Consider the following 23,605-nt stretch of genomic DNA (forward strand, 5'->3'; position numbering starts at 1 on the left):
CGTGGCCATGATGAACCTCGCCGAATATCGCCGCACCGCGACCCGCCTCGCGGATTTCCTGCCCTGGGCGGCCTTGGTCGACGAAGGGGTCGTGCTCAACAAGGATGGCAGCTTCCAGCGCACCGCGCGCTTTCGTGGTCCCGATCTCGACTCAGCTGTGGCCGCCGAACTGGTGGCCGTCGCCAGTCGCCTCAACAACGCCTTCCGGCGTCTGGGCTCGGGCTGGGCGATCTTCGTCGAAGCGCAGCGTCACGAAGCCGCCTCCTATCCGGCAAGCCGCTTCGCGGACGCCGCCTCCGCCCTCGTTGATGCAGAGCGCAAGGCCGATTTCGAGGAAGCGGACGCGCAAAGCCAATCCATCGCGCGCAGCATCCGGACGTCACCAAGCGCAAGTCCCGCCCGGTCAAAGGGCAGGATCGATCGCGATAGGCGGCATGACTGTCGGCAACAGCGTCGGAACATGTTTCCGGCCCTCGACCCAGGCATCGACGGTGTCAGCCCATTCCTGCATCATGTGGCGCTGCTGAACTTCGTACTCGGCCTTGTTATAGACGCCGCGCGATGAACGCCCATCCTCGTGCGCCAGGCACTTCTCGATCCAGTCGCGGTTGAAGCCCAGCTCGTTGAGCAGCGTCGACCCCGTGCGCCGAAGATCATGGACGGTGAACGGCTCCAGCGGCAGCCCCTCCTTCTTGGCCTGTTCGACGACAGCGTAGGTGACCCGGTTGAAGGTCGCCCGCGACATCGGCGCATCCGCATCGTAGCGGGACGGCAGCAGATACCGGGAATTACCGGCGCAGGTCTTCAGCGCGATCATGATGTCGAGGGTCTGCCGGCACAGATAGACGTTGTGCGCCTTCGATCGCTTCATGCGCTCCTTCGGGATCGTCCAGACGGCATTTTCGAAATCAATCTCGTCCCAGACCGCGTCCTGCAGCTCGCTCTTCCGGACCATCGTGAGAAGATAGAGCTTCATGCCGAGGCGGATCGTCGGCAGCGTTGCCACATGCTCGAGTTGCTTGAGCATGATGCGAATCTCGGTCGGCGACAGCGCCCGGTCCTTGGGCGTGAAGGTGGCGATCGAAGCAGGACCGACGTCAGCAGCCGGGTTCGCGATCTTCTCGCCGTGGAGAATGGCGAAGCCATAGATCTGCTTCAGGATATCCCGCACATGGATGGCCGTCGCCGGCGCGCCGCGTTCCACGATCTTGGCGCAGTGTGCGCGCAGGTCATCAGGCGTGATCTCGGTCAGCAACCGGTTCCGCCAAATGGGCTTGAGTTCGCGCTCGAAGATGGCGCGGCGCATGGCGCGCGTGCTGTCCGCCATGGGCGCGCCCGTCGGCCACTTCTCGCCGAACTCACCGAAGCTCTTGGCCTCCTTGATCCGCCGCTTCTCCCGCTGCTTCTCGATGGCGGGAGACCGCCCCTCGGCGATCATCCGTTTCGCGTCCAGGCACAGTTCACGCGCCCGGGCGAGCGAGATCCCATCTCGGGCGTACTTGCCCAGATGGACGGTCTCGCGCCTGCCATTCAGCCGGTAGTCGAGCCTGAACGAGATGCCGCCTGTGGGTGCGACGCGCACATACATGCCGTCACGATCAGTCACCTTGTACATTTTGGCTCTTGGTTTCAGACACTTGAGTGCCGCATCCGTCAACATTCTGGGCCTCCTCGCGCAAAAAGACCGTCACGCGGTTTTTGGAGGCTCCGACGAATTTTTCCATTTATGTTCAGCGCGTTAGGCTGAAAAAAGTACCGTCACGAGCCTCTGTCGCTCTGGCGGCACTTTCGATTTTCAGGATGATCAACGGGAGTGCGGTCCATCAGCGGGCACGACAGACGCGTTCCATGCCCACCGATAGACATCGATAGGCTGTGGCTTGATTACTTTTTTTTTCAGTGGGTTAGAGCGTATTCTGGCGTAGTTTTGGATACCCTCGGACGGGCATGAATTATTCCCACTCGATCGTGCCAGGCGGTTTCGAGGTATAGTCGTAAACCACCCGGTTGATGCCCTGGACCTCGTTGACGATGCGGGTCGCGACGCGGCTGAGGAAGGCGCTGTCGAAGGGGTAGACGTCGGCGGTCATGCCGTCGGTCGAGGTCACGGCACGCAGCGCGCAGACCGAATCATAGGTGCGGCCGTCGCCCATCACGCCGACGGTGCGGACCGGCAGCAGGACCGCGAAGGCCTGCCAGATCGCGTCGTAGAGACCCGCGCGGCGGATCTCGTCGAGATAAACGGCATCGGCCTTGCGCAGGATGTCGCAGCGCTCCTTGGTCACCTCGCCCGGGATACGGATCGCCAGACCCGGACCCGGGAAGGGGTGCCGTCCGACGAAAATCTCGGGCAGGCCGAGTTCGCGGCCGAGCGCGCGGACCTCGTCCTTGAACAGCTCGCGCAGCGGCTCGACGAGCTTCATGTTCATGCGCTCGGGCAGGCCGCCGACATTGTGGTGGCTCTTGATCGTCACCGACGGACCGCCGGTGAAGCTGACGCTCTCGATCACGTCGGGATAGAGCGTGCCCTGCGCGAGGAAGCCGGCGCCGCCGATCTTCTTCGCCTCGGCCTCGAACACGTCGATGAAGGTCTTGCCGATGAACTTGCGCTTGGCCTCGGGGTCGGTGACGCCCTTGAGGCCGTTGAGGAACAGCGTCTCAGCGTTCACATGGACGAGCGGGATGCCATAATGTTCGCGGAACAGGCTGACGACCTGATCGGCCTCGCCCATGCGCATCAGGCCATGGTCGACGAACACGCAGGTCAGCTGGTCGCCGATCGCCTCGTGGATCAGAACCGCCGCCACCGCGCTGTCGACGCCGCCCGACAGGCCGCAGATAACCTTGCCGTCGCCGACCTGCGCGCGGATCTCGGCGATCTTGGTCGCGCGGAACTCGGCCATCGTCCAGTCGCCGGCAAGGCCGCAGACATGGCGCGCGAAATTGGCGATCAGCTTGCCGCCATCGGGAGTGTGGACGACCTCCGGGTGGAACTGGACGCCGTAGAAGCGGCGCTTCTCGTCCGAGGTGACGGCGAAGGGCGCGCCTTCCGACACCGCGACCGGAGAGAAGCCGGGCGGGAGCGCGTCGACCTTGTCGCCATGGCTCATCCACACCTGATGCTGCTCGCCTTCCTTCCACAGGCCGTCGAACAGCGCCGAGCGGCTCTTCACCTCGATGAAGGCGCGGCCAAATTCGCGGCTGTCATGGCTGGGAGTGACCGAACCGCCGAGTTGCTGGCACATCGTCTGCTGCCCATAGCAGATGCCCAGGATCGGAATGCCCGCCTCGAAGAAGCGCTGCGGCGCGCGCGGGCTGCCCATGTCGGCGACCGAGGCCGGCCCACCCGACAGGATGATGCCCTTCGGCTTCAACCGGTCGAAGGCGGCGTCGGCGCTGCTGAAAGGAGCGATTTCGCTATAGACGCCCGCCTCGCGCACACGCCGCGCGATGAGCTGGGTCACCTGGCTGCCGAAATCGACGATCAGGATCGACTCGGAAGGCTGCGAGCCGATGCCATGGGCGGATGCGGTGGGAAGCTGGGCTGTCATGGGGAGCCGATAATGGCAGGCGGCGCGCCTGTCCAGCCGGCTTGACCGCCCTGCCCCCTATCGACCGATCGCAGGACGCATCAGCGCGCGGCGAGGCGCTCGCGCAGCTGGATATTCTCGACCATGCCCTCGCGGACGTCGCAGAGAAACTCGCGGTCGCCGCGCTCGCCGCGCACCACGCCGTCGACGCGCCAGCCATCGGGGCCTTCGCGCCCGACCGAGTCGACCGACGACACCGGACCGCGCGCCATAGTCTCGACCGCCTCGGTGCAGATCGACGATACCTCGCGGGCATCGTCGCCGTCGCGGCGCAAATCGTCGCGCTGGTCGTCGCCGCTGCGCGAGGGGACCGACTTGTTCTTCTTCGACGCCGAGGAGGCGACCGCGAAGATGCCGCCGCCGATGATGGCACCGAGCAGGATATTGCCGAAGGTGTCGCCACCACCGCCACCGCGATGATGGCGCGGGCCCCAATAGGGGCGGGCCTGCGCGGCCGGGGCGATCACGCCCGCGAGGAGCGCCGCTGCGGCTGCCGATGCGATGAACTTCCTGATCATGAAAACGCCCCGCCCGATCGAGTGACTCCGTTTCACTGCGATTAGGCGGGGCGAGCTTGCGGCAAGCTGAATGAGCAGGCCGCCGCCCGGTCAACCCAAGTCGATCATTTGGCCGGTGCGAACACCATCAGCAGATTGCCGGGCATATGCGCGTACATGCCGTAACCCGAATTGATCACCACATGCCCGTCGACGACCAGCGCGCCGGGGCCGCTCATCGAGCCGCCATGGCCCTCTGCCCCGGTGATGGTCTTCACGGTCTTGGTCGTGTCGGTTTCCCAGAGCAGCTTGCCCGTCGCCCCGTCATAGGCGCGGAACATGCCGTCGAGGTGCCCCGCGAAAACCACGCCGGGAATGGCCGTCACCGCCGCCGACACACCCGGATCGCAGAATTTGCGGTCCTTGCAGTCGGTCGCCGCCTTCGCATTCCACAGGACCTTGCCGGTCGCGGCGTCGATCGCGTGAAGCCCCGCGCCCCGGATCGCGGCGTCATAGACGCGCGCGTCGCCGGTATCGGCCATGTCGTTGATCGGCACGTAAACGCGGGTGCCTTCGGCTGCCATGCCGAAATGGACGCCGCCCTGGGTGCCGCCATGGCCGAGGCGCTCCTGCCAGACGATCTTGCCGCTGTCCGGATCGATGCCCCAGGCCTCGCCCGACTTCTGGCCGACGACGAGGATATTGCGATCCCCGTCGACCGGGATCAGCAGCGGCGAGGCGGCGACGTCATGGTCGGGGCCATCTTCCTTCGGGCAGCTGTCATTGCCCAGCATGCAGCCGACATTCCAGGCGTCGCCCTTGGTCAGCTGCGTATGCCACAGCCGCTTGCCGGTGACGGCGTCGACCGCGAACACCGCGTCGCTGTTGTCGTCGGCGGGTGAGGAATAATTCTCGCCCGATCCGAAATAGATGCGCCTGGTGCGCGCGTCATAGGTCGGGCTGTTCCACACCGGCGCGCCCGACGGGCCGATGATCGGGGTGCCGACCTTGGTCTTGCCATGCTCGACCGGTTCCTCGACCACCGTGTAGGCGCGCCAATGCGGCTTGCCTGTTGCCGGATCGAGCGCGACGACCGAACCGCGGAAGGTGCAGCACGGATATTTGGGATCGCCGGCCTGCGCGACCTCGAGCGAGGACACCGGCACATAGAGCATCCCGCCGCCCAGCGTGGGCGTGCCGGTGATCGTCGCGTCGGGATGGTCGTCAAGCTTCTCCTGCCACAGGATCTTGCCCGTCTTGGCGTCGAGCGCATAGGCGCGGCCCAGAAGGTCGCCGAAATAGAGGCGCTTGTTGGCGGCGTCGGGGACGATCGCGGTGCGGACTTCGGCGGAGACGCGCTGCGTCCATTTGGTGCAGCCGCTGTCGAGATCGAAGGCATAGACGGTGCCGTCCTGGCTGCCGACGAACATCGTGCCCCAGGCATAGGCCGGCTGCGACCGGGCGCGCAGCGCGGCCGGGAAGGCAAAGGCCCATTTGAGCTTGAGATTGCCGACGGCTTGCGGAGACAGCTTCGCCATGTCGGCCGGGATGAAGCGGCGATTGTCCTGGCCCCAGCCCACCGGGCGCGGCGCGTCGTTCATGTCGAGCGCCAGCTTCGGCCCCTTGCAGACGGGCGGCGGCACCGGCTTCGCTTCGGCGGTCAGCTTGCGCTTGGTGATATATTCGGCGACCTCGACGCGCTGCTGCGGGGTCAGGGCGGCCCCTTGCGCCTTCATCACGCCACTGGTCAGCGCGGCGACGATCGTGTCGCCGGGCAGGAGCGTCAGGAAGGTCGGCGACGGCGCGCGCGGCACCCGGCCCTCATGGCAGGCGGCGCAATTGTCGGCGTAGATTGTGCGGCCCGGCGCGGTGGCGGGGTCGATCGCGTTGCGGTCCTTGCTCTGCAGCTCGTCCTGCGAGCGGATCCGCTTCTTCTCCATCGCCTGGCTTTCGCTGACCGGCTGCCCGGTCACGCTGGCGGCGCCCGCCACGATCAGCGCCAACGCTGCCCCGACGGCAGCCACCTTCCGCTTGTTCACCCGCATTCCTCTCCCTCCGCACGCATCGCGACCGCCGAGTTCGAGTCGACCGCATCAGGCGCGCGCCGCTAGAAACAGCAGGAGGGGCGAGGCTGGCAAGAAAAAACAATCATGCCTGCATGTTTGTGTAGGGTGGGGTTGGGTTGGAGGGGGATGCACGATGCGCGCGGAGGCTTTGGCTTCGCGGAGACATTGCCTGAAAGACAAAGCCTGCCGCACCCAAAGCCGCGAAGGCCTGACTAATGGATGCCGGGTCTCCCGCACCTTCTTTCAGGCACAAGCTCCGACCGACTGCAGAGCAGGAATCGAGTGGGACGCAGCCGTTGACCCCGTCTTCCAGTCGGATAACTTCGTCGCATGAAAATGACTGCCACACTTTTGGCCCTGTTAATCGCGGCCTCCGCTGCTTCTGCGGCTGTTCGCGAGCGGGTGACGCCGCAGGAACTGGCCTCTGCGATCAACAAGGCGCCTTTGGCATTTGTGCCTTATCGGACGACAAAACTATCGCCGGATGACGTTCGTGCTGTGCGCTGCATTGCTCCGGATGAGGAACCTACTGAGTTCCAGTGCAAATGGCAGCACCGTTTCAGAGGTGGCTGGGTGAAAAGAACCACGTGGCTGACGATTGACGCAAAAGGATGGCGCGTGATGGATGCCTAGAATCCGCTTCGTCAGCAAAAGATATGGGGACACAATACTCAACTCATTGAGTTCACACGCACAGCAAGCTCTTTTGGGAAGACCGGCAATAAATGGGTATAGTGTTGTCCCCGAGATTTCCGAGATTGTAGTGTCCTGGAGATTGATAGGACACGACCCGCGCTATGCTTCCCCATAGCCGCAAGCGAGTAACAAAGCGTCGCGTCTGATCTCGACATTGAAGTAGCCATCGGGCGTCGTGTGTCGCAGCGACAGATAGGCCGTCGCGCCAGAAAATTCGTGATCATCCAGGATGATGCCCTGTAACGCGTTTGGTTCTCGGCAGCCAAACCGGAACGGCTCAGGGGTGTCACGCGCCACATGGTTAGCGTTCACCCATCCCCACCCGTATATTGGTTTTACATAGCGGAAGTGGCTGAACATTGTTGGTGAATGCCTGATCTACCAAATGTCCGCAACGGGGTCGCTTCCGGTCCGTCCGCTCCATAACGACAGCCCCTATTTCGGCAATTTCAGCCCCGTCCAATGGCCGAGGAACGCCCACAGATCGGCATATTCGTCGATGACCTTGTCGGTCGGCTTGCCAGAGCCATGGCCGGCGCGCGTTTCGATGCGGATCAGGTGGGGGCGAGGGCCGATCGCCGCCGCCTGCAGCGCGGCCGCATATTTGAAGCTGTGGCCCGGCACGACGCGATCGTCGGTGTCGGCGGTCGTCACGAGGATGGCGGGATAGTCCACGCCGTCGCGGATGTTGTGATAGGGCGAATAGCCGCGCAGGACGTGGAAATCCTCTTCCTTGGCCGGATCGCCATAGTCGTCGATCCAGTAGCGGCCGGCGGTGAATTTGGTGAAGCGGAGCATATCCATCACGCCGACCGCCGGATTGGCGGCGGCGAACAGGTCGGGGCGCTGGTTGACGACCGCGCCGACGAGGAGCCCGCCATTGGATCGTCCCATCGCGGCCAGCTTGCCCTTGGCGCTGATGCCGCTCGCGATCAGATATTCGCCGGCCGCAATGAAGTCGTCGAACACATTCTGCTTGCGGTCGAGCCGCCCGGCGTCGTGCCACGCCTTGCCATATTCGCCGCCACCGCGAAGGTTCGCCACGGCATAGACGCCGCCCATCTCCATCCAGTCGAGGATCGCCGGGGAGAAGGTCGGCGTCATCGCCACGTTGAAACCGCCATAGCCGTAGAGCAAAGCCGGCGCGCCCGGCGGGGTCGATTTCTTGCGGGCGACGAACATCGGGATCTCGGTGCCGTCGCGCGACCGGAAGAATTTCTGGTCGACGTCGAACTCGTCGGGGTCGAAGCTGAGCCGGGGCTTGATGAAGGGCTCCATTTTCCCGGTCGACGTGTCGAAGCGATAGATGGTCGAGGGCGTGGCGAAGCTGGAGAAGCTGAAGAAGGTTTCCGGGTCCCCTGCCCGCCCGCCGAAGCCGGCACCCGTCCCGATATCGGGCAGCTTGATCGGCCCGACCGGGCGGCCGTCCAGTTCGTACAACAGCGCCTCGGTCTTGGCGTCGCCGAGATAGGCGAGGATCAGCCGGCTGCCGACGAGCGACGCCCCGACGAGCGTGTCGACCGACTGGGGGACGACCTCGACCGGGCGCGGCCGGGGCTGCGCCACGTCGAGCATGACCAGACGTTGCCGGGTCGCCTGGAAATTGGTCCGGAAATAGAGCCGGTCGCCGATGCTGCCCGCCAGCGCCCATTCATTGGTGAAGCCGCGCACGAGCCGCCGGGGTTTGAGCTCGGGATCGTTCAGGTCGAACAGCGTGAGTTCATAGCGCTCGTCGGTCCCCTCGCTCGACGTAACGAGCAGATAGCGCCCATCCTGCGTCGTCTCGGCATGGTGGTTCAAACGCGGCCGGTTGCGTGTGGCGTAGATCAGGCGATCCTCGGACTGCGCCGTGCCGAGGCGATGATAATAGATCTGGTGGTGGAGATTGAGCTGCTGGAAGGCAGCGCCCTTCTTGGGCTCCGGAAAGCGCGAGTAGAAGAAGCCCTCGGCGCGGCCGTCCCAGGCGAGGGTCGAGAATTTTACCCAGCGGACCTCGTCGGGCAGAACCTGCCCGCTGGTCGCATCGATCACCCGCAGGGTGCGCCAGTCGCTGCCGCCGTCCTGCACCGAATAGAGGACGAAGCGCCCATCGTTGGAGGGGCGCCATTCGTCGAGCGCGGTCGCCCCGTCCTTCGACCAGCCATTGGGGTCGAGCAGCAGCCGGGGGCCGGCTTTCAGATCGTCGCGCACCACCAGCACCGACTGGTTCTGCAGCCCGCTATTATAGGTGTGGAAATAGCGGCCGCCGCGCTTGCGGGGCACGCCGCTGCGCTCATAGTCCCACAGCTGCTTCAGCCGCGCGCGCAGCGCATCGCGGCCTTTGAGCGATCCGAGATAGGCCTGGGTGGTCGCATTCTGCGCCTCCACCCAGTCGGCCACTTCGGAGTCCGTGCGGACGTCGCGTTCCAGCCAGCGATAGGGATCGGCGATCTTCTCGCCGAACATGTCCTCGACGATCGGCTGGCGGCGCGTTTCGGGATAGGTCACGCTGGGCTCCGCAGCGGCGACGAGACGGGCTGGTCCGGACAGGCAGAGAAGGAGCCCCGCTGCAGCCAGCGACGCCCGCACGATCCTCGACACCATCCGGAAACGCCCTCTCCGCACATAAAGAAAAAGAGCCGCAAGCGTAACGCCCGCGGCTCTCTTTTCAATGCGATAGTTCGGCCTCCCGGGGGAGGTCGCCCTGGATCAGGCCGCGTCGGCCATGTCCTCGTCGCCCGCGACCGGACCGGAGTCCTGGCCCTTGGCGGCGACGTCACGATCGACGAACTCGATGATCGCCATCGGGGCGGCGTCCGAAGCGCGGATGCCGGCCTTGATGATCCGGGTATAGCCGCCGTTGCGCGACGCATAACGCTCGGCCAGAACCTCGAACAGCTTCTTCAGCTGCGCGTCGTCCTGAAGACGGGCATGGGCGAGACGACGGTTGGCCAGGCCACCCTTCTTCGCGAGCGTGACCAGCTTCTCGACATAGGGGCGAAGTTCCTTCGCCTTGGCGAGGGTGGTCATGATCTGCTCATGCTTGATGAGGGCCGCCGACTGGTTGCGGAACAGGGCGAGACGATGCGATCCGGTCCGCTGAAGCTTACGACCGCCTACGCGATGGCGCATGATATTTTCCTTCGTTTGTCAGGGGGCCGTTCAAGGTACCCCAAGCCAGGCGGCAATTTCCAAGGGCGCCGCCCCTTCCCCTATCGATGAATGGGGAGGTCGCCCTCCCCATCGCATCAGAATTCCTGTTCGAGCTTCTTGGCCATTTCCTCGATATTCTCAGGCGGCCAGCCCGGGATTTCCATGCCCAGGCGGAGCCCCATCGAAGCGAGGACTTCCTTGATCTCGTTGAGCGACTTGCGGCCGAAATTCGGCGTGCGCAGCATCTCGGCTTCGGTCTTCTGAACCAGATCGCCGATGTAGATGATGTTGTCGTTCTTGAGGCAGTTGGCCGAACGGACGCTGAGCTCCAGCTCGTCGACCTTCTTGAGAAGGTAGCGGTTGAGCTGGTTGGCGTCGCCCTCGGGCTCGCCAGCGGCGCTGCCGGCGGTCGAGCCGCCTGCGGCCGGAGCCGTGATCGCCATGCCATCGTCGAAGTGGACGAACAGCTGCAGCTGATCCTGGAGGATGCGGGCCGAATAGGCGAGCGCGTCTTCCGGGGTCACCGTGCCGTCGGTCTCGATCGTCAGCGTGAGCTTGTCATAGTCGAGCTCCTGCCCGACGCGGGTGTTCTCGACCTTGTACGCGACCTGACGGACCGGCGAGTAGAGCGCGTCGACCGGGATCAGACCGATCGGGGCGTCGACCGGACGGTTCGCCGCTGCGGTAACATAGCCCTTACCGATGTCGGCGGTCAGCTCCATGTTGAGCGTCGCGCCATCGTCGAGGTGGCAGATGACCAGATCGGGGTTCATCACCTCGATGTCGCCGGGGGTCGCGATCATGCCCGCGGTGACTTCGGCCGGGCCGGTCGCCGAGAGCTGAAGACGACGCGCGCCGTCGCCCTGCATACGCAGCGCGATCTGCTTCACGTTCAGCACGATGTCGGTCACGTCCTCACGCACGCCAGCAAGGCTGGAGAATTCGTGAAGGACATTTTCGATCTTTATCGAGGTCACCGCCGCGCCCTGCAGCGAGGACAGCAGCACGCGACGCAGCGAGTTGCCCAGCGTCAGACCAAAGCCGCGCTCCAGCGGCTCGGCAACGAAGGTCGCCTTGCGCTTGCCGTCGCCGCCCGACTTCTTTTCGAGGCCGTTCGGCTTCTTGAGTTCCTGCCAGTTCTTTGCGTTGACAGCCACTGTGTTCCCCTCAGGGTATGGCAGGCGACGGAAGGCAGCCTGCCGGAAAAGACGGAGAGCGGAGGCCGAAGCCTCCGCGCCGGATCAGACGCGGCGACGCTTCGAAGGACGGACGCCGTTGTGCGGGATCGGCGTCACGTCACGGATCGACGTGATGTGGAAGCCGACCGCCTGCAGGGCGCGCAGAGCCGATTCACGACCCGAGCCGGGACCCTTGACCTCGACCTCGAGGGTGCGGACGCCATGCTCGGCGGCCTTCTTGCCGGCGTCCTCGGCCGCAACCTGCGCGGCATAAGGGGTCGACTTGCGGCTGCCCTTGAAGCCCATCATGCCGGCCGACGACCAGGCAATCGCATTGCCCTGCGCGTCCGTGATGGTGATCATGGTGTTGTTGAAGCTGGCGTTCACATGCGCGACGCCGGCGGTGATGTTCTTGCGCTCGCGGCGGCGAATGCGCTGAGGTTCACGTGCCATCTTATCCGTTTCCTACATGAAGGAGCGAGCGCCGGGACCCGATGGTCCGGCACTCAAGCCCATTACTTCTTCTTGCCAGCGATCGGCTTGGCCTTGCCCTTGCGGGTGCGCGCATTGGTGTGCGTGCGCTGGCCGCGGACCGGAAGACCCTTGCGGTGACGAAGGCCGCGATAGCAGGCCAGGTCCATCAGACGCTTGATGTTCATCGCCACCTGACGGCGAAGATCGCCCTCGACGGTGTAGCCGGCGTCGATCGCTTCGCGGATCTGCAGGACTTCCTGATCGCTCAGGTCCTGCACGCGACGCTGCGGCTCGATGCCCAGCTTGGTGGTGATCTCCTGGGCTTTGGCCGGGCCAATGCCGTGAATGTAGGTCAGCGCGATAACGACGCGCTTGTTGGTCGGGATATTGACACCCGCAATACGTGCCACTGTGCTATTCTCCTGCTCCACGGGGCGGCTGGCAATCCGCCCCATCTCGACGCTCTCCCCGTCGGACCGGGGCCGCCTCCCACAACGCAGCACGGACGGCACGCGCGCGGAGCGGTGCCGGTCGGGACGGTATGGGAGCGAGGGTCACTAAAGGCGACTCGGCGCCCTGTCAACCGGGCGGAGGCGATTCTGGAAACAGGAACCGGACTCAAGGTGCATGGTCTTGCCCCGTCCGGCAAGGGCAGGCACGACCCGCAAGCGGGGGAGCGTTCGGAAGGATGGACAGGATGCTGATACCGGCGGGACGGGAAGCGCTCGATCGAAACAATTTCGACGCGATCCGCCTCGCCATGGCATTCCTCGTCCTGTTTTCGCATTGCTTCGCGTTGCGCTTCGGCAGCGAGGCGATGGAGCCGTTCTCGCTCCTCACCAACGGCTATTACAACAGCGGCAATGTCGGCGTCTGGGCCTTCTTCGTCATCAGCGGTTTCCTGGTCGCGCGCAGCTTCGATATGTCCCCAAGCATCGGCCGGTTCGCCCTGCGGAGGGTGCGACGAATCCTTCCCGGCTATCTGGTCGCCACTTCGCTCTGCGCTTTCGCCGTCACCCCTTTTTTCGCGCCAGCAGGATTCGCAATCTCGACGGGCGATGTCGTAGCGACGCTCGTCGGCAATCTGACGCTGGGCAATCACTTCCCGATCCCGGACCTGTTCCGTGACAACCCTGTCACCGCGATCAATGGTTCGCTGTGGAGCATTCGCTTCGAAGCGCTCTGCTATGTCGGGCTGGCGCTGTTGTCGCTGACCTTCCGCCACTGGCTGCGCCCAGCCTTGCTAGTCGCCTATGCCGGCGTGGTGATCCTGTGGTGCTGGGCCGATCTGACCGGTCGCAAGCCGGGCGGATCGCCGGCGCTGATCGCGGCGATCGGCTGGCCCTATCTCTGGATGATGGTCCTGCCCAATTTTCTGGCGGGCATGATCGTCTATCATTGGCGCGACCGGCTGCCCCGGTCGACGTCCTTGCTGGTCGGCCTGGCCGGCGCCTGCCTGCTGATCTTCCACGTCGGCGAGCGCGGGACTTGGGGGATCGTCGGAGCACATCTGCTGGGGCCGCCTACCCTCGCTTATGCCGTATTCTGGCTGGCCTATCATCCGCGCATCGACCTGCGCGGCACAGCGCGCCATGGCGACTTTTCCTATGGCGTCTATCTCTATGCCTTCGTCATCCAGCAGATGCTGGTCGCGCGCACCGCCCTGCCCTTCCCCGTCTTCGTCATCGCCTCGGCGCTGCTCTCGCTTGCGGCGGGGATCGCCAGCTGGTGGCTGGTGGAGCGGCCTTGTCTCGGCCGGCGACGACGGGCCCGCCTCCGGGCCGTCAAAGACGAAGGGCGCCCGCTCCTTTCGGAACGGACGCCCTCTTCAACCCATGACGATCGCGATCAGACGACGCCGTAGGCGAGCATCGCGTCGGCGACCTTCTTGAAGCCCGCAATGTTCGCGCCCTTCACATAGTCGATATGATCGCTGCCGGCGGTGCCGCCATATTCGACGCAGCGCGAGTGGATGCCCTGCATGATGTCGAGCAGCAGGCGCTGCAGCTCCTCTTCCTTCCACGAGATGCGCGCGGAGTTCTGGCTCATCTCGAGGCCGGACACGGCAACGCCGCCGGCATTGGCCGCCTTGCCCGGAGCGAACAGCGTCTGCGCCTTCTTGAAGACATGCGTGCCTTCCAGCGTGGTCGGCATGTTGGCGCCTTCGGACACCGCGAAGCAGCCGTTGCGGACCAACGTCTCGGCTTCCTTCTCGTTCAGCTCATTCTGCGTCGCACAGGGAATCGCGACGTCGCAGGGGACGCTCCACGGCCGCGCGCCGTCACCGAAGAACTGCGCGCCGTTGAACTCCTTCACATATTCGGAGATGCGCCCGCGCCGCTTGTTCTTGAGCTCCTTGATCCAGTTGACCTTGTCCTGGGTGATGCCATCCGGATCGTAGATATAGCCCTCGGAATCCGACAGGGTGAGGACCTTGCCGCCCAGCTGGTTGACCTTCTCGGCGGCGTGGGTCGCGACATTGCCCGAACCCGAGATCACCGCGTTGAGGCCGACCAGATCCTTGCCCTTGGTCTTGAGCATTTCGTGCAGGAAATAGACCGCGCCGTAGCCGGTCGCTTCGGTCCGGATCAGCGAGCCGCCATATTCGAGGCCCTTGCCGGTCAGCACGCCGGTGAACTCGTTGGTGAGGCGCTTATACTGGCCGAACATATAGCCGATCTCACGCGCGCCGACGCCGATGTCACCCGCCGGCACGTCCACGTCCGCGCCGATGTGGCGATAGAGCTCGTTCATGAAGCTCTGGCAGAAGCGCATCACTTCATTGGCGCTCTTGCCGCGCGGGTTGAAATTGGCGCCGCCCTTGCCGCCGCCCATCGGCAGGCCGGTCAGGGCATTCTTGAAGGTCTGTTCGAAGGCGAGGAACTTCAGCACGCTCTCGGTCACCGACGGGTGGAAGCGGATGCCGCCCTTATAAGGCCCGATCGAATTGTTGTTCTGAACACGCCAACCGCGCTGGACGCGGATATTGCCGTTGTCGTCTTCCCAGCAGACTCGGAAGCTGATCACGCGATCCGGCTCGGCGATGCGCCGCAGGATCTGATATTTGTGATATTGTTCCTTGTCCTCGATAAACTCGTAAATGTCCTGCGCCACCTCGGTCACCGCCTGAACGAACTCGGGCTGACCGGGATTGCGCTTCTTCACCCCCTCGATGAACGTCGAGAGATCGACATGGTCCGAAACCGCCATAAGATTTTCCCCTGCTCCCCGGGCCCGAGCAGCATCCCTCGTGACTCGACGCCCGCAGGCCTAGGCATCCCGCGAATTCAGCCGGTGGGCAAGGACTTTCCGTTGCGGAAGGGGAAGCGAGAGCTCGGCGCGCGCTGCCGCGCTCACCAGTGGCCCCAGACACTCACCAATTTCTCGAACGGCATGAAGGGAGCGCCCAGCCCGAGAATGAGGATCACCGAGACCACGAACAGCAGCAGCGCCCAATGATAGGCGCGGTTGAGCAGGCTGCCGAAATAGGTCAGCCATGCGATGAACTCGTTCCGCGCCTTGGCGGAACGGCGTCGCTTGCGTCTGCGCCGGACCGGTTGCTGTTCCATCGTCATGAATATGCACCATCTCCGGGTCTGACCAAAGCCGCGAAATACCCAACCTTGCCCGTAATGAAAAAAGCCGACCCGACTGTATCGGATCGGCCACGCCTTGCTGGCGAAAGATCAGGGCTGAACGGGGGATCGCTCCCCCGCCCTCCAGATATCAGGCGTCCAGGATTGCCGCGATCTGCGCCGAGACGGCGCCCATGTCCGCCATCCCATCGACCCGCTGGACCAGTCCGCGCGCCTCGTAGAGCGGCAGGATCGGTGCGGTCTTGGCGCGATATTCGGCCATGCGGGTGCGCACGGTCTCTTCATTGTCGTCGGGGCGACGCTTGAACTCGCCGCTGCCGCAGACGTCGCAGACACCCTCGACCTTGGGCTGTTTGAAGACGTCGTGATAGCCTTCGCCGCACTGGCCGCAGGTGAAGCGGCCGGTAATGCGCTCGACCAGCGCGTCCTCGTTGACCTCGAGCTCGATCACCCGATCGAGCTTGCGGCCACGGCTGACCAGGATCTCGTCGAGCGAAACCGCCTGGGCCTCGGTGCGCGGATAGCCGTCGAAGATGGCGCCTTCGTCGGCGCCCATCGAATCCAGCTTCTCACCGATCAGACCGGACACGATCTCGTCGGACACCAGCTCGCCGGCTTCCATCACCGCCTTGGCCTTCAGGCCGATCGGTGTGCCGGCCTTCACGGCCGCACGGAGCATGTCACCGGTGGAGAGTTGCACCATGCCGCGATCGGCGACGAGCTTCGACGCCTGGGTGCCCTTACCCGCGCCCGGCGGGCCCAACAGGATGATGTTCAACGGCGGTATCCCCCCTTGAGTTTCGCTTTCTTGATCAGATCGCCATATTGATGGGCGAGCAGATGGCTTTGGATCTGCGTGACGGTGTCGATCGTCACATTGACCACGATCAGCAGGCTGGTGCCGCCGAGCGCGACGCCGAGACCATATTGCGCCGTGACATATTCCGGCACGATGCAGATGAGCGTCAGATAGGCCGCACCGATCACCGTGATGCGCGTGAGCACATAGTCGAGATAATCGGCCGTGTTCTTGCCCGGACGGATCCCCGGAATGAAGCCGCCATGACGCTTCAGATTGTCGGCCGTCTCTTCCGGATTGAACACCACTGCGGTGTAGAAGAAGCAGAAGAAGATGATGCCGAGCGCATAGAGCGCCATGTAGAGCGGCGTGCCGTGGTGCAGATACTGGTTGAGCGCGATCACGAAATCGCCCCAGCTGCTCTCGCCTGCGGTCTTCTGGCCGGCGAACTGGCTGATCGTCAGCGGCATCAGCAGCAGCGACGACGCGAAGATCGGCGGAATGACGTTGGCGGTGTTGATCTTGAGCGGCAGGTGGCTCTTGTCCGCCTGCATCACGCCGCGCTGGGTCTGGCGCTTCGGATACTGGATCAGCACGCGGCGCTGCGCGCGTTCCATGAAGACGATGACGGCCACCAGCAGGATGACACCGGCCACCGCCGTCAGGATGAAGATCGGCGAAAGCGAACCCGTGCGGCCGCCCTCGAACAGGTTGGCGAGCGCGGTCGGCAGCTGCGATACGATGCCGGCCATGATGATCAGCGAGATGCCGTTGCCGATGCCCCGGCTCGTGATCTGCTCACCGAGCCACATCAGGAACATGGTTCCGCCCATCAGCGAGATCACGGTCGTGGCGCGGAAGAGATAGGGGTCGATCACGACCGCGTCCGTACCCGCGCTGGCACCCCAGCTCTCGAGGCCGACCGCGATGAAATAGCCCTGGATCGCGGTAAGCAGAACCGTGCCGTAGCGGGTGAACTGGTTGAGCTTTTTGCGTCCGCTCTCCCCTTCCTTCTTCAGCGCACCGAGCGACGGCGACAGCGAGGTGGCCAGCTGAACGACGATCGAGGCGGTGATGTACGGCATCACGCCGAGCGCGATCAGCGACATGCGCGTCAGCGCTCCGCCCGAGAAAGCGTTGAAGAAGTCGAGCACGCCGCCCCGGGTCGTGTCGAACAGCGTCTGCAGCGCACGCGGATCGAGACCCGGCAGCGGCACATGGCTGAGCAGCCGGAAAACGATCAATGCGCCGAGGGTGAACCACAGGCGCTTCTTGAGCTCGGTGGCTTTGGCGAACTGGCCAAGGTTGATGTTGGCGGCCATCTGTTCGGCTGCGGATGCCATGTGATTTACGGACCCCGGAAATGGAAACGGCGGCAGACCGAATTGGTCCCGCCGCCGTCTCATATAATGTGTGCCTCGGACTTGTCAGCCCGAAAGCGTCAGGACGACGGGCTGAGCCGCGATCAGGCCTTCTTCTTGGCGGCCCGCGTGGTGCCCTTCTTGGCAGCGGCCTTCTCGGCAGCCGGGACGACCTCGATCACTTCGACCGAACCGCCGGCCTTTTCGATCGCCGCCTTGGCACCGGCCGAAACGCCGGCGACCTTCAGCGACAGCTTGGCCGAAAGCTCACCCTTGCCCAGGATGCGAACGCCGTCCTTGCCGCCACGGGCGACGCCAGCGGCCTTCAGCGCGGCGTGATCGATCAGGCTACCCGCGTCGAGCACCTTGGAGTCGACCAGCTTCTGGATCGCGCCGATGTTCACCTCGGCATAGTCCTTGGCGAAGATGTTGTTGAAGCCGCGCTTCGGCAGACGCATGTGGAGCGGCATCTGACCGCCCTCGAAACCATGGATCGAGACGCCAGAGCGGCTCTTCTGGCCCTTCTGGCCGCGGCCGCCGGTCTTGCCGACGCCGGAACCGATACCACGTCCGACGCGGACGCGGCTCTTGCGGGCACCCTGGTTGTCGCGGAGTTCGTTGAGCTTCATGATATGCACTCGCTTTCGCTATGTTCGCGCTGAAAATAGAGGAAGGGGGCCTTAGCCCCCTTCAAGCCCTTTGACCAGCCCGAAAGCCGGTCAGGATCGATCGAGGACTTAGTCCTCGACCTTCACCATATGCTGCACCTTGCGGATCATGCCACGAACTTCGGGCGTGTCCTGGAGCTCGCGGCTCCGGTGCATCTTGTTGAGGCCCAGACCGATCAGCGTGGCGCGCTGGTCGGCCGTACGGCGGATCGGCGAACCGATCTGCGTAACCTTGAGGGTCTTGCCAGCCATGATCGATTACTCCGTGATCGCGGCCGCTTCGGCCTCTGCGACCGGAGCCGAAACACCGCTGCGACCAAGCAGGTCGGCGATCTTCTTGCCACGGCGCTGGGAAACCGACTTCGGCGACGTCTGATCCTTGAGCGCCTCGAAGGTCGCCCGGATCATGTTGTAGGGGTTCGAGGTGCCGACCGACTTGGTCACCACGTCGGCAACGCCGAGGCTCTCGAAGATCGCGCGCATCGGACCGCCGGCGATGATGCCGGTACCCGGAGGCGCGGTACGAACCGTCACGCGGCCGGCGCCGAAATGGCCCTTGCCGTCATGATGGAGGGTACGGCCCTCACGCAGCGGAACGCGAACCATCGCCTTCTTGGCTGCAGCGGTCGCCTTCGAAATGGCTTCCGGCACTTCGCGAGCCTTGCCATGGCCGAAGCCCGCACGGCCCTTGCCGTCACCGACCACGACGAGCGCGGCAAAGCCGAAGCGCTTACCGCCCTTCACGGTCTTCGAGACGCGGTTGATGTGGACGAGCTTCTCGATCAGCTCTTCGCCCTGCTCCTCGGAGCCCTTGCGGTCGTCGCGACGGCCACGACCGTCACGGCCACGGCCGCCACCACGGTCATTTCCGCCACGGCCACGGCCACCACGGCCGCGACGCTCGCCCTGGGCTGCTTCCGCCTCGGGGGCGACAGCCTGGATTTCGGTTTCGTCAGCCATTTAGAACTCCAATCCGCCTTCGCGGGCCGCATCGGCCAGCGCCTTGACGCGACCATGGAAGATGAAGCCTCCGCGATCGAACACCACCTTGGTGATGCCCGCCGCCTTGGCACGCTCGGCAACCGCCTTGCCGACCGACGCAGCGGCGTCGGCAGTTGCGCCGGTCTTGTCCTTCAGATCCTTGTCGAGGGTCGAAGCGGCAGCCAGCGTGCGGCCCGCTTCGTCGTCGATGATCTGGGCATAGATATGCCGGCCCGAACGGTGCACCGACAGGCGCGGACGCATGCCGCCACGCGCACGAAGCGCGGTACGGACGCGCCGACGACGGCGCTCGAAGAGAGAGAGACCCTTGCTCATTACTTCTTCTTCCCTTCCTTGCGGAAGATATACTCGCCGGCGTACTTGATGCCCTTGCCCTTATAGGGCTCCGGCTTGCGCCAACGACGAATTTCAGCGGCGACCTGACCGACCTGCTGCTTGTCGATGCCCGAGATGTGGACAGTCGTCTGATCCGGCGTCGCGATCGTGATCCCTTCCGGGATCTCGAAGTCGACGTCGTGGCTGTAGCCGAGCTGCAGCTTCAGGTTCTTGCCCTGGACATTGGCACGATAGCCCACGCCGGTGATCTGCAGCGTCTTGGTGTAGCCTTCGGTGACACCGACGATCAGGTTCTGCACCATCGTGCGCTGCATGCCCCAGAAGGAGCGCGAACGCTTCGAGTCGTTGACGGGCTGAACCGAGATCTGGCCGTCTTCGACCGCATAGCTGACCTCGTCGGCGAGCGACATGGACAGCGTCCCCTTCGGGCCCTTCACCGAGAGCGTCTTGCCCTCGAGCGAAGCGGAAACGCCTGCCGGCACTTGGACCGGCTTCTTACCGATGCGGCTCATCAGAAGACCTCCGCGAGAACCTCGCCGCCGACATTCTGCTCACGCGCTTCCGCGTCGGACAGAACACCCTTTGGCGTCGAGACGATGGTGATGCCCAGGCCGTTGCGGACGCGCGGCAGTTCCTTCGAACCGGAATAGACGCGGCGACCAGGCTTGGAGACGCGGGCGACGTGCTGGATCGCCGGCTGTCCTTCGAAATATTTCAGCTCGATGCGCAGGCCGTTGTGGCCGGCGACTTCCTCTTCGCTGTAGCCACGGATGTAGCCTTCGCGCTGAAGAACGTCGAGAACACGGGCACGCAGCTTGGACGCGGGGGAAACCACGCTGTCCTTGCGGGCGCGCTGCCCGTTGCGGATGCGGGTGAGCAAATCACCCAGGGGATCGGTCAGAGCCATCTTGTCGGTTCCTTACCAGCTCGACTTGGTGACGCCGGGGATCAGGCCCTTGTTGGCCAGCTCCCGGAGCTGCACGCGGCAAAGCCGGAACTTGCGATAATAAGCGCGGGGACGACCCGTCACTTCGCAGCGGTTGCGCACGCGGGTGGGGTTCGCGTTGCGCGGGATCTCGGCAAGCTTCAGACGCGCGATCAGACGCTCCGTCTCTTCCTTGCTGTCATCGTTCGCGATCGCCTTCAAACGTGCATATTTGCCGGCATAAGCCTTCACCAGCTTCTTGCGACGCTCGTTCTTGTTGATCGAACTCAGTTTCGCCATGACTTAAGTTCTTCCTTATCCAGCAGGCCGCTCAAGCGGCCTGCTTCTGATCCTGATTTTCCGCCGGGAAGGGGAAGCCGAAGAGACGCAGCAGCTCGCGCGCTTCCTCATCGGTCTTCGCCGTCGTGGCGACGATCACGTCCATGCCGCGAATCTTGTCGACCTTGTCGTAGCTGATCTCCGGGAAGATCAGCTGCTCCTTGATACCGGTGGCATAGTTGCCACGGCCGTCGAAAGACTTCGGGTTCAGGCCGCGGAAGTCGCGGACGCGCGGAAGCGCGACGGTGACGAAGCGGTCGAGGAACTCGTACATGCGCTCGCGGCGGAGGGTGACCTTCGCGCCGATCGGCATGCCTTCGCGCAGCTTGAACTGGGCGATCGACTTCTTGGCCCGGGTGATCACGGCCTTCTGGCCGGCGATCAGGGTCATTTCAGCCGCAGCCTGCTCGACCTTTTTCTTGTCCTGGGTAGCCTCACCGACGCCCATGTTCAGGACGATCTTGGTGATCTTCGGGACCTGCATCGCATTGGTATAACCGAACTTCTCGGTCATCGCCTTGACGATCGTCTCGTCGTACAGCTTCCGAAAGCGCGGAACATAGGCATCAGCCATTGATCGTCTCCCCGGTCTTGACGGCCACGCGGACCTTCTTGCCGTCCTTCATCTCGAAGCGAACGCGGGTCGGCTTGCCGTCCGCGGTCGCGATCGCGACCTTCGAGACATGCATCGGAGCCTCGACGCGCTCCAGGCCGCCCTGCGGGTTGGCCTGGCTCGGCTTGCGGTGACGGGTCGACACGTTCACGCCCGACACGACGACCTTGCCGTCCTTCGGGAAGGCCTTGGTGACTTCACCGGTCTTGCCCTTGTCCTTGCCGGACAGGACGACGACGCGATCACCCTTCTTGATCTTCAGCGCGGACATCACAGCACCTCAGGCGCGAGCGAGATGATCTTCATGTGGTTCTTGGCACGGAGCTCGCGGACCACCGGACCGAAGATACGGGTGCCGATCGGCTCACCGCTGTTCTTGTTGATCAGAACGGCGGCGTTGCCGTCGAAGCGGATCGTCGAACCGTCGGGACGATGAATGTCCTTGGCGGTACGCACGATGACCGCACGATGCACGTCACCCTTCTTCACCTTGCCGCGCGGAGCCGCTTCCTTGATCGAGACGACGATGACGTCGCCCACGGTCGCGAAACGGCGCTTGGAACCGCCCAGCACCTTGATGCACTGCACCCTCTTGGCACCGCTGTTGTCAGCGACGTCGAGGTTCGTCTGCATCTGGATCATTGTTCAGACCCTTCCAATAATCAGGCGTGGTTCGGCGTCGCGTGGGTATCAACCCGCTCGATCACCTTCCACGTCTTCAGCTTCGAAATCGGCGCGGTCTCTTCGATGCGCACCGTCTCACCCTCGCGATACTCGTTCGTCTCGTCGTGGGCGTGATACTTCTTCGACCGCTTGATGATCTTGCCGTACAGCGCGTGCTTCACGCGACGTTCGACTTTCACAACCACGGTCTTGTCGGTCTTGTCGGAGACCACCGTTCCGGTCAGCACGCGCTTCGGCATGGCTGGTCGCTCCTTACTTGGCAGCCGCAGCGGCACGCTGCGTCTGAAGGGTCTTGATCTGCGCAATCGACCGACGGACTTCACGCACCCGGCTCGGCTTTTCGAGCTGGTTGGTGGCCGCCTGGAAGCGCAGGTTGAACTGCTCGCGCTTCAGCTCGGTCAGCTGCTGCGCAAGCTGATCGTCGGTCTTGGCAGTGAGATCGGCAATCTTCGCCATCTTACTTGTCCTCGTAGATCGACTCGCCGAAGCGAGCGACAACCTTGGTCTTGATCGGCAGCTTTTCCATCGCACGCTCGAAAGCGACGCGGGCGAGCGGGCCGGGAACGCCGTCGAGCTCGAACAGGATGCGGCCGGGCTTGACGCGGGCTGCCCAGAATTCGGGCGAACCCTTACCGGAGCCCATGCGGACTTCGGCCGGCTTCGACGAGACCGGAACGTCCGGGAAGATGCGGATCCACAAACGTCCCTGACGCTTGATGTGACGCGTGATCGCGCGGCGGGCCGCCTCGATCTGGCGCGCGGTGATCCGGTCCGGCTCGAGGGCCTTGAGGCCGAACGCGCCGAAGTTCAGCGACGCGCCGCCGGGCGCGTTGCCATGGATGCGACCCTTGTGGGCCTTGCGGAATTTGGTGCGCTTTGGTTGCAGCATTTTCTATCGCCTTCTGACACCGATTGTCCGGTCGATCAGGCGACGCTGATAAGGGAAAATCCCTTATCGCGCCGGCCGGACCCCCGACGTCTGAGCTTCCATCATGAGCCGGTCCTGGGCCATCGGATCATGGCCGAGGATCTCACCCTTGAAGATCCAGACCTTGATACCGCACACGCCATAGGCGGTGTGGGCTTCGGCTTCGGCATAGTCGACATTCGCGCGGAGCGTGTGCAGCGGCACCCGGCCCTCACGATACCATTCGGTGCGCGCGATTTCCGCGCCGCCGAGACGGCCGGCGCAGGTGATACGGATGCCCTCTGCGCCGAGGCGCAGAGCGGACTGAACCGCACGCTTCATCGCGCGACGGAAGGCGATACGACGCTCGAGCTGATCGGCGACACCCTGCGCAACAAGCTTGGAGTCGATTTCCGGCTTGCGGATCTCGACGATGTTCAGCGAGACGTCCGAAGAGGTCATCTTGCCGAGCGCACGGCGCAGCTTTTCGATATCAGCGCCCTTCTTGCCGATGATGACGCCCGGACGAGCGGCATATACGGAAATCCGGCACAGCTTGGCGGGACGCTCGATGACGACCTTGGAGATCGCCGCCTGCGGGATGGTCTTCAGGATGTACTTCCGGATCTTGAGATCCTCGAGCAGCAGACGACCATAGTCCTGGCCGTCGGCGTACCAACGGCTGTCCCAGGTGCGGTTGATCTGCAACCGCATGCCGATCGGGTTCGACTTCTGACCCATA

At 64.0% G+C, this 23,605-nt stretch carries 29 protein-coding genes and 1 pseudogene; 3 read left to right on the top strand and 27 right to left on the bottom strand.

The genetic code is table 11. The annotated features are described in order from the left end of the window. Positions 1–7: 7 nt before the first annotated feature. Positions 8–346 (top strand): annotated as a pseudogene (locus tag ACNI3R_RS12150) (conjugal transfer protein TrbE); the annotation flags it as partial. 57 nt (positions 347–403) lie between these two features. Here the strand turns inward: ACNI3R_RS12150 and ACNI3R_RS12155 are convergent. From ACNI3R_RS12155 to ACNI3R_RS12170, 4 genes are all read right to left on the bottom strand, one after another. Continuing rightward, the gene (locus ACNI3R_RS12155) at positions 404–1,660 is read right to left on the bottom strand and encodes a tyrosine-type recombinase/integrase (protein ID WP_426183617.1); all 1,257 of its coding nucleotides are present in this window, start codon (positions 1,658–1,660) and stop codon (positions 404–406) included. Positions 1,661–1,952: 292 nt separating this feature from the next. Then, on the bottom strand, positions 1,953–3,551 hold the full coding sequence (gene guaA, locus ACNI3R_RS12160) for a glutamine-hydrolyzing GMP synthase (RefSeq protein ID WP_426183619.1): 1,599 nt from the start codon (positions 3,549–3,551) through the stop codon (positions 1,953–1,955). Between the two features lie 80 nt (positions 3,552–3,631). Next, positions 3,632–4,108, bottom strand: coding sequence for a hypothetical protein (locus ACNI3R_RS12165; protein ID WP_426183621.1), 477 nt, complete (start codon positions 4,106–4,108; stop codon positions 3,632–3,634). A gap of 104 nt (positions 4,109–4,212) precedes the next feature. Continuing rightward, positions 4,213–6,126, bottom strand: a complete 1,914-nt coding sequence (locus ACNI3R_RS12170; RefSeq protein WP_426183622.1) for an outer membrane protein assembly factor BamB family protein — start codon at positions 6,124–6,126, stop codon at positions 4,213–4,215. Positions 6,127–6,483: 357 nt separating this feature from the next. Between ACNI3R_RS12170 and ACNI3R_RS12175 the strand changes: the two genes are divergently transcribed. Further along, positions 6,484–6,786 carry a hypothetical protein gene (locus ACNI3R_RS12175; protein ID WP_426183624.1) on the top strand — a complete coding sequence of 101 codons (303 nt, stop codon included), beginning with the start codon at positions 6,484–6,486 and terminating at the stop codon, positions 6,784–6,786. Positions 6,787–7,284: 498 nt separating this feature from the next. Here the strand turns inward: ACNI3R_RS12175 and ACNI3R_RS12180 are convergent, their stop codons facing one another. The 5 genes from ACNI3R_RS12180 to rpsM all read right to left on the bottom strand — a co-directional run bounded on the left by ACNI3R_RS12180 (position 7,285) and on the right by rpsM (position 12,043). Further along, entirely contained in the window at positions 7,285–9,432 is a 2,148-nt protein-coding gene (locus ACNI3R_RS12180; protein ID WP_426183626.1) for a prolyl oligopeptidase family serine peptidase, read from the bottom strand. Positions 9,433–9,537: 105 nt separating this feature from the next. Continuing rightward, positions 9,538–9,960, bottom strand: coding sequence for a 50S ribosomal protein L17 (rplQ, locus tag ACNI3R_RS12185; protein WP_426183628.1), 423 nt, complete (start codon positions 9,958–9,960; stop codon positions 9,538–9,540). Between the two features lie 116 nt (positions 9,961–10,076). Next, the gene (locus ACNI3R_RS12190) at positions 10,077–11,138 is read right to left on the bottom strand and encodes a DNA-directed RNA polymerase subunit alpha (protein ID WP_426183630.1); all 1,062 of its coding nucleotides are present in this window, start codon (positions 11,136–11,138) and stop codon (positions 10,077–10,079) included. A gap of 84 nt (positions 11,139–11,222) precedes the next feature. Next, positions 11,223–11,612, bottom strand: coding sequence for a 30S ribosomal protein S11 (rpsK, locus tag ACNI3R_RS12195; RefSeq protein WP_011952170.1), 390 nt, complete (start codon positions 11,610–11,612; stop codon positions 11,223–11,225). Between the two features lie 62 nt (positions 11,613–11,674). Next, positions 11,675–12,043: a 30S ribosomal protein S13 gene (rpsM, locus tag ACNI3R_RS12200; protein ID WP_296624306.1), complete on the bottom strand. Its 369-nt coding sequence runs from the start codon at positions 12,041–12,043 to the stop codon at positions 11,675–11,677. A 287-nt stretch (positions 12,044–12,330) separates the two neighbouring features. On the opposite strand from rpsM, the gene ACNI3R_RS12205 reads away from it, so the two are divergent. Then, positions 12,331–13,497 (top strand): acyltransferase family protein, encoded by a 1,167-nt coding sequence (locus tag ACNI3R_RS12205; protein ID WP_426183633.1) that lies wholly within the window; start codon positions 12,331–12,333, stop codon positions 13,495–13,497. Here ACNI3R_RS12205 and gdhA read toward each other — a convergent pair. From gdhA to rpsC, 18 genes are all read right to left on the bottom strand, one after another. Further along, the gene (gdhA, locus tag ACNI3R_RS12210) at positions 13,482–14,843 is read right to left on the bottom strand and encodes an NADP-specific glutamate dehydrogenase (RefSeq protein WP_426183635.1); all 1,362 of its coding nucleotides are present in this window, start codon (positions 14,841–14,843) and stop codon (positions 13,482–13,484) included. The two genes, ACNI3R_RS12205 and gdhA, sit on opposite strands and share 16 nt — an antisense overlap. 143 nt (positions 14,844–14,986) lie before the next feature. Continuing rightward, a complete protein-coding gene (locus tag ACNI3R_RS12215) occupies positions 14,987–15,208 on the bottom strand; it encodes a hypothetical protein (protein ID WP_426183637.1) in 222 nt (73 codons plus the stop codon). Between the two features lie 151 nt (positions 15,209–15,359). Beyond that, positions 15,360–16,007, bottom strand: coding sequence for an adenylate kinase (locus ACNI3R_RS12220; protein ID WP_426183639.1), 648 nt, complete (start codon positions 16,005–16,007; stop codon positions 15,360–15,362). Next, on the bottom strand, positions 16,004–17,371 hold the full coding sequence (secY, locus tag ACNI3R_RS12225; protein ID WP_426183641.1) for a preprotein translocase subunit SecY: 1,368 nt from the start codon (positions 17,369–17,371) through the stop codon (positions 16,004–16,006). Before secY ends, ACNI3R_RS12220 begins: the two co-directional genes overlap by 4 nt. Before the next feature lie 122 nt (positions 17,372–17,493). Beyond that, positions 17,494–18,018, bottom strand: coding sequence for a 50S ribosomal protein L15 (gene rplO / locus ACNI3R_RS12230; RefSeq protein WP_426183643.1), 525 nt, complete (start codon positions 18,016–18,018; stop codon positions 17,494–17,496). A gap of 108 nt (positions 18,019–18,126) precedes the next feature. Then, the gene (rpmD, locus tag ACNI3R_RS12235; RefSeq protein ID WP_165324474.1) at positions 18,127–18,309 is read right to left on the bottom strand and encodes a 50S ribosomal protein L30; all 183 of its coding nucleotides are present in this window, start codon (positions 18,307–18,309) and stop codon (positions 18,127–18,129) included. 6 nt (positions 18,310–18,315) lie between these two features. Then, positions 18,316–19,017 (bottom strand): 30S ribosomal protein S5, encoded by a 702-nt coding sequence (gene rpsE, locus ACNI3R_RS12240; protein ID WP_426183645.1) that lies wholly within the window; start codon positions 19,015–19,017, stop codon positions 18,316–18,318. Next, positions 19,018–19,374 carry a 50S ribosomal protein L18 gene (gene rplR, locus ACNI3R_RS12245; RefSeq protein WP_426183647.1) on the bottom strand — a complete coding sequence of 119 codons (357 nt, stop codon included), beginning with the start codon at positions 19,372–19,374 and terminating at the stop codon, positions 19,018–19,020. Continuing rightward, a complete protein-coding gene (gene rplF / locus ACNI3R_RS12250; RefSeq protein WP_426183649.1) occupies positions 19,374–19,907 on the bottom strand; it encodes a 50S ribosomal protein L6 in 534 nt (177 codons plus the stop codon). The genes rplR and rplF overlap by 1 nt, the downstream gene beginning before the upstream one ends. After that, complete coding sequence (gene rpsH, locus ACNI3R_RS12255; protein WP_165324470.1) at positions 19,907–20,302, bottom strand: 30S ribosomal protein S8; 396 nt, start codon at positions 20,300–20,302, stop codon at positions 19,907–19,909. Before rpsH ends, rplF begins: the two co-directional genes overlap by 1 nt. A 12-nt stretch (positions 20,303–20,314) precedes the next feature. Further along, a complete protein-coding gene (rpsN, locus tag ACNI3R_RS12260; protein ID WP_165324469.1) occupies positions 20,315–20,620 on the bottom strand; it encodes a 30S ribosomal protein S14 in 306 nt (101 codons plus the stop codon). A 31-nt stretch (positions 20,621–20,651) separates the two neighbouring features. After that, entirely contained in the window at positions 20,652–21,233 is a 582-nt protein-coding gene (gene rplE, locus ACNI3R_RS12265; RefSeq protein ID WP_374650469.1) for a 50S ribosomal protein L5, read from the bottom strand. Further along, a complete protein-coding gene (rplX, locus tag ACNI3R_RS12270; RefSeq protein WP_426183652.1) occupies positions 21,226–21,543 on the bottom strand; it encodes a 50S ribosomal protein L24 in 318 nt (105 codons plus the stop codon). The genes rplE and rplX overlap by 8 nt, the downstream gene beginning before the upstream one ends. Continuing rightward, positions 21,543–21,914 carry a 50S ribosomal protein L14 gene (rplN, locus tag ACNI3R_RS12275; protein ID WP_011952186.1) on the bottom strand — a complete coding sequence of 124 codons (372 nt, stop codon included), beginning with the start codon at positions 21,912–21,914 and terminating at the stop codon, positions 21,543–21,545. Before rplN ends, rplX begins: the two co-directional genes overlap by 1 nt. A 20-nt stretch (positions 21,915–21,934) precedes the next feature. Next, positions 21,935–22,195 (bottom strand): 30S ribosomal protein S17, encoded by a 261-nt coding sequence (rpsQ, locus tag ACNI3R_RS12280; RefSeq protein ID WP_047166114.1) that lies wholly within the window; start codon positions 22,193–22,195, stop codon positions 21,935–21,937. Between the two features lie 13 nt (positions 22,196–22,208). Further along, a complete protein-coding gene (gene rpmC, locus ACNI3R_RS12285; protein ID WP_296624557.1) occupies positions 22,209–22,412 on the bottom strand; it encodes a 50S ribosomal protein L29 in 204 nt (67 codons plus the stop codon). Position 22,413: 1 nt separating this feature from the next. Next, positions 22,414–22,845, bottom strand: coding sequence for a 50S ribosomal protein L16 (rplP, locus tag ACNI3R_RS12290; RefSeq protein WP_011952189.1), 432 nt, complete (start codon positions 22,843–22,845; stop codon positions 22,414–22,416). 63 nt (positions 22,846–22,908) lie between these two features. Next, positions 22,909–23,604, bottom strand: a complete 696-nt coding sequence (rpsC, locus tag ACNI3R_RS12295) for a 30S ribosomal protein S3 (protein ID WP_165324465.1) — start codon at positions 23,602–23,604, stop codon at positions 22,909–22,911. Position 23,605: the final 1 nt, after the last annotated feature.

Source organism: Rhizorhabdus antheiae, assembly GCF_049889055.1.
Lineage (GTDB): Bacteria > Pseudomonadota > Alphaproteobacteria > Sphingomonadales > Sphingomonadaceae > Rhizorhabdus.

Coding starts and splice junctions, on each gene's coding strand:
- rplF (WP_426183649.1), bottom strand. CDS start 19,907: ATGAGCCGCATCGGTAAGAAGCCGGTCCAAGTGCCGGCAGGCGTTTCC.
- rplQ (WP_426183628.1), bottom strand. CDS start 9,960: ATGCGCCATCGCGTAGGCGGTCGTAAGCTTCAGCGGACCGGATCGCAT.
- rplN (WP_011952186.1), bottom strand. CDS start 21,914: ATGATCCAGATGCAGACGAACCTCGACGTCGCTGACAACAGCGGTGCC.
- rpmD (WP_165324474.1), bottom strand. CDS start 18,309: ATGGCTGGCAAGACCCTCAAGGTTACGCAGATCGGTTCGCCGATCCGC.
- secY (WP_426183641.1), bottom strand. CDS start 17,371: ATGGCATCCGCAGCCGAACAGATGGCCGCCAACATCAACCTTGGCCAG.
- gdhA (WP_426183635.1), bottom strand. CDS start 14,843: ATGGCGGTTTCGGACCATGTCGATCTCTCGACGTTCATCGAGGGGGTG.
- ACNI3R_RS12165 (WP_426183621.1), bottom strand. CDS start 4,108: ATGATCAGGAAGTTCATCGCATCGGCAGCCGCAGCGGCGCTCCTCGCG.
- ACNI3R_RS12215 (WP_426183637.1), bottom strand. CDS start 15,208: ATGACGATGGAACAGCAACCGGTCCGGCGCAGACGCAAGCGACGCCGT.
- rpsN (WP_165324469.1), bottom strand. CDS start 20,620: ATGGCGAAACTGAGTTCGATCAACAAGAACGAGCGTCGCAAGAAGCTG.
- rpsE (WP_426183645.1), bottom strand. CDS start 19,017: ATGGCTGACGAAACCGAAATCCAGGCTGTCGCCCCCGAGGCGGAAGCA.
- ACNI3R_RS12180 (WP_426183626.1), bottom strand. CDS start 9,432: ATGGTGTCGAGGATCGTGCGGGCGTCGCTGGCTGCAGCGGGGCTCCTT.
- guaA (WP_426183619.1), bottom strand. CDS start 3,551: ATGACAGCCCAGCTTCCCACCGCATCCGCCCATGGCATCGGCTCGCAG.
- rplX (WP_426183652.1), bottom strand. CDS start 21,543: ATGTCCGCGCTGAAGATCAAGAAGGGTGATCGCGTCGTCGTCCTGTCC.
- ACNI3R_RS12175 (WP_426183624.1), top strand. CDS start 6,484: ATGAAAATGACTGCCACACTTTTGGCCCTGTTAATCGCGGCCTCCGCT.
- ACNI3R_RS12205 (WP_426183633.1), top strand. CDS start 12,331: ATGCTGATACCGGCGGGACGGGAAGCGCTCGATCGAAACAATTTCGAC.
- rplR (WP_426183647.1), bottom strand. CDS start 19,374: ATGAGCAAGGGTCTCTCTCTCTTCGAGCGCCGTCGTCGGCGCGTCCGT.
- rplE (WP_374650469.1), bottom strand. CDS start 21,233: ATGGCTGATGCCTATGTTCCGCGCTTTCGGAAGCTGTACGACGAGACG.
- ACNI3R_RS12155 (WP_426183617.1), bottom strand. CDS start 1,660: ATGTTGACGGATGCGGCACTCAAGTGTCTGAAACCAAGAGCCAAAATG.
- rpmC (WP_296624557.1), bottom strand. CDS start 22,412: ATGGCGAAGATTGCCGATCTCACTGCCAAGACCGACGATCAGCTTGCG.
- rpsC (WP_165324465.1), bottom strand. CDS start 23,604: ATGGGTCAGAAGTCGAACCCGATCGGCATGCGGTTGCAGATCAACCGC.
- rplO (WP_426183643.1), bottom strand. CDS start 18,018: ATGAAGCTCAACGAACTCCGCGACAACCAGGGTGCCCGCAAGAGCCGC.
- rplP (WP_011952189.1), bottom strand. CDS start 22,845: ATGCTGCAACCAAAGCGCACCAAATTCCGCAAGGCCCACAAGGGTCGC.
- rpsK (WP_011952170.1), bottom strand. CDS start 11,612: ATGGCACGTGAACCTCAGCGCATTCGCCGCCGCGAGCGCAAGAACATC.
- rpsH (WP_165324470.1), bottom strand. CDS start 20,302: ATGGCTCTGACCGATCCCCTGGGTGATTTGCTCACCCGCATCCGCAAC.
- rpsQ (WP_047166114.1), bottom strand. CDS start 22,195: ATGCCGAAGCGCGTGCTGACCGGAACGGTGGTCTCCGACAAGACCGAC.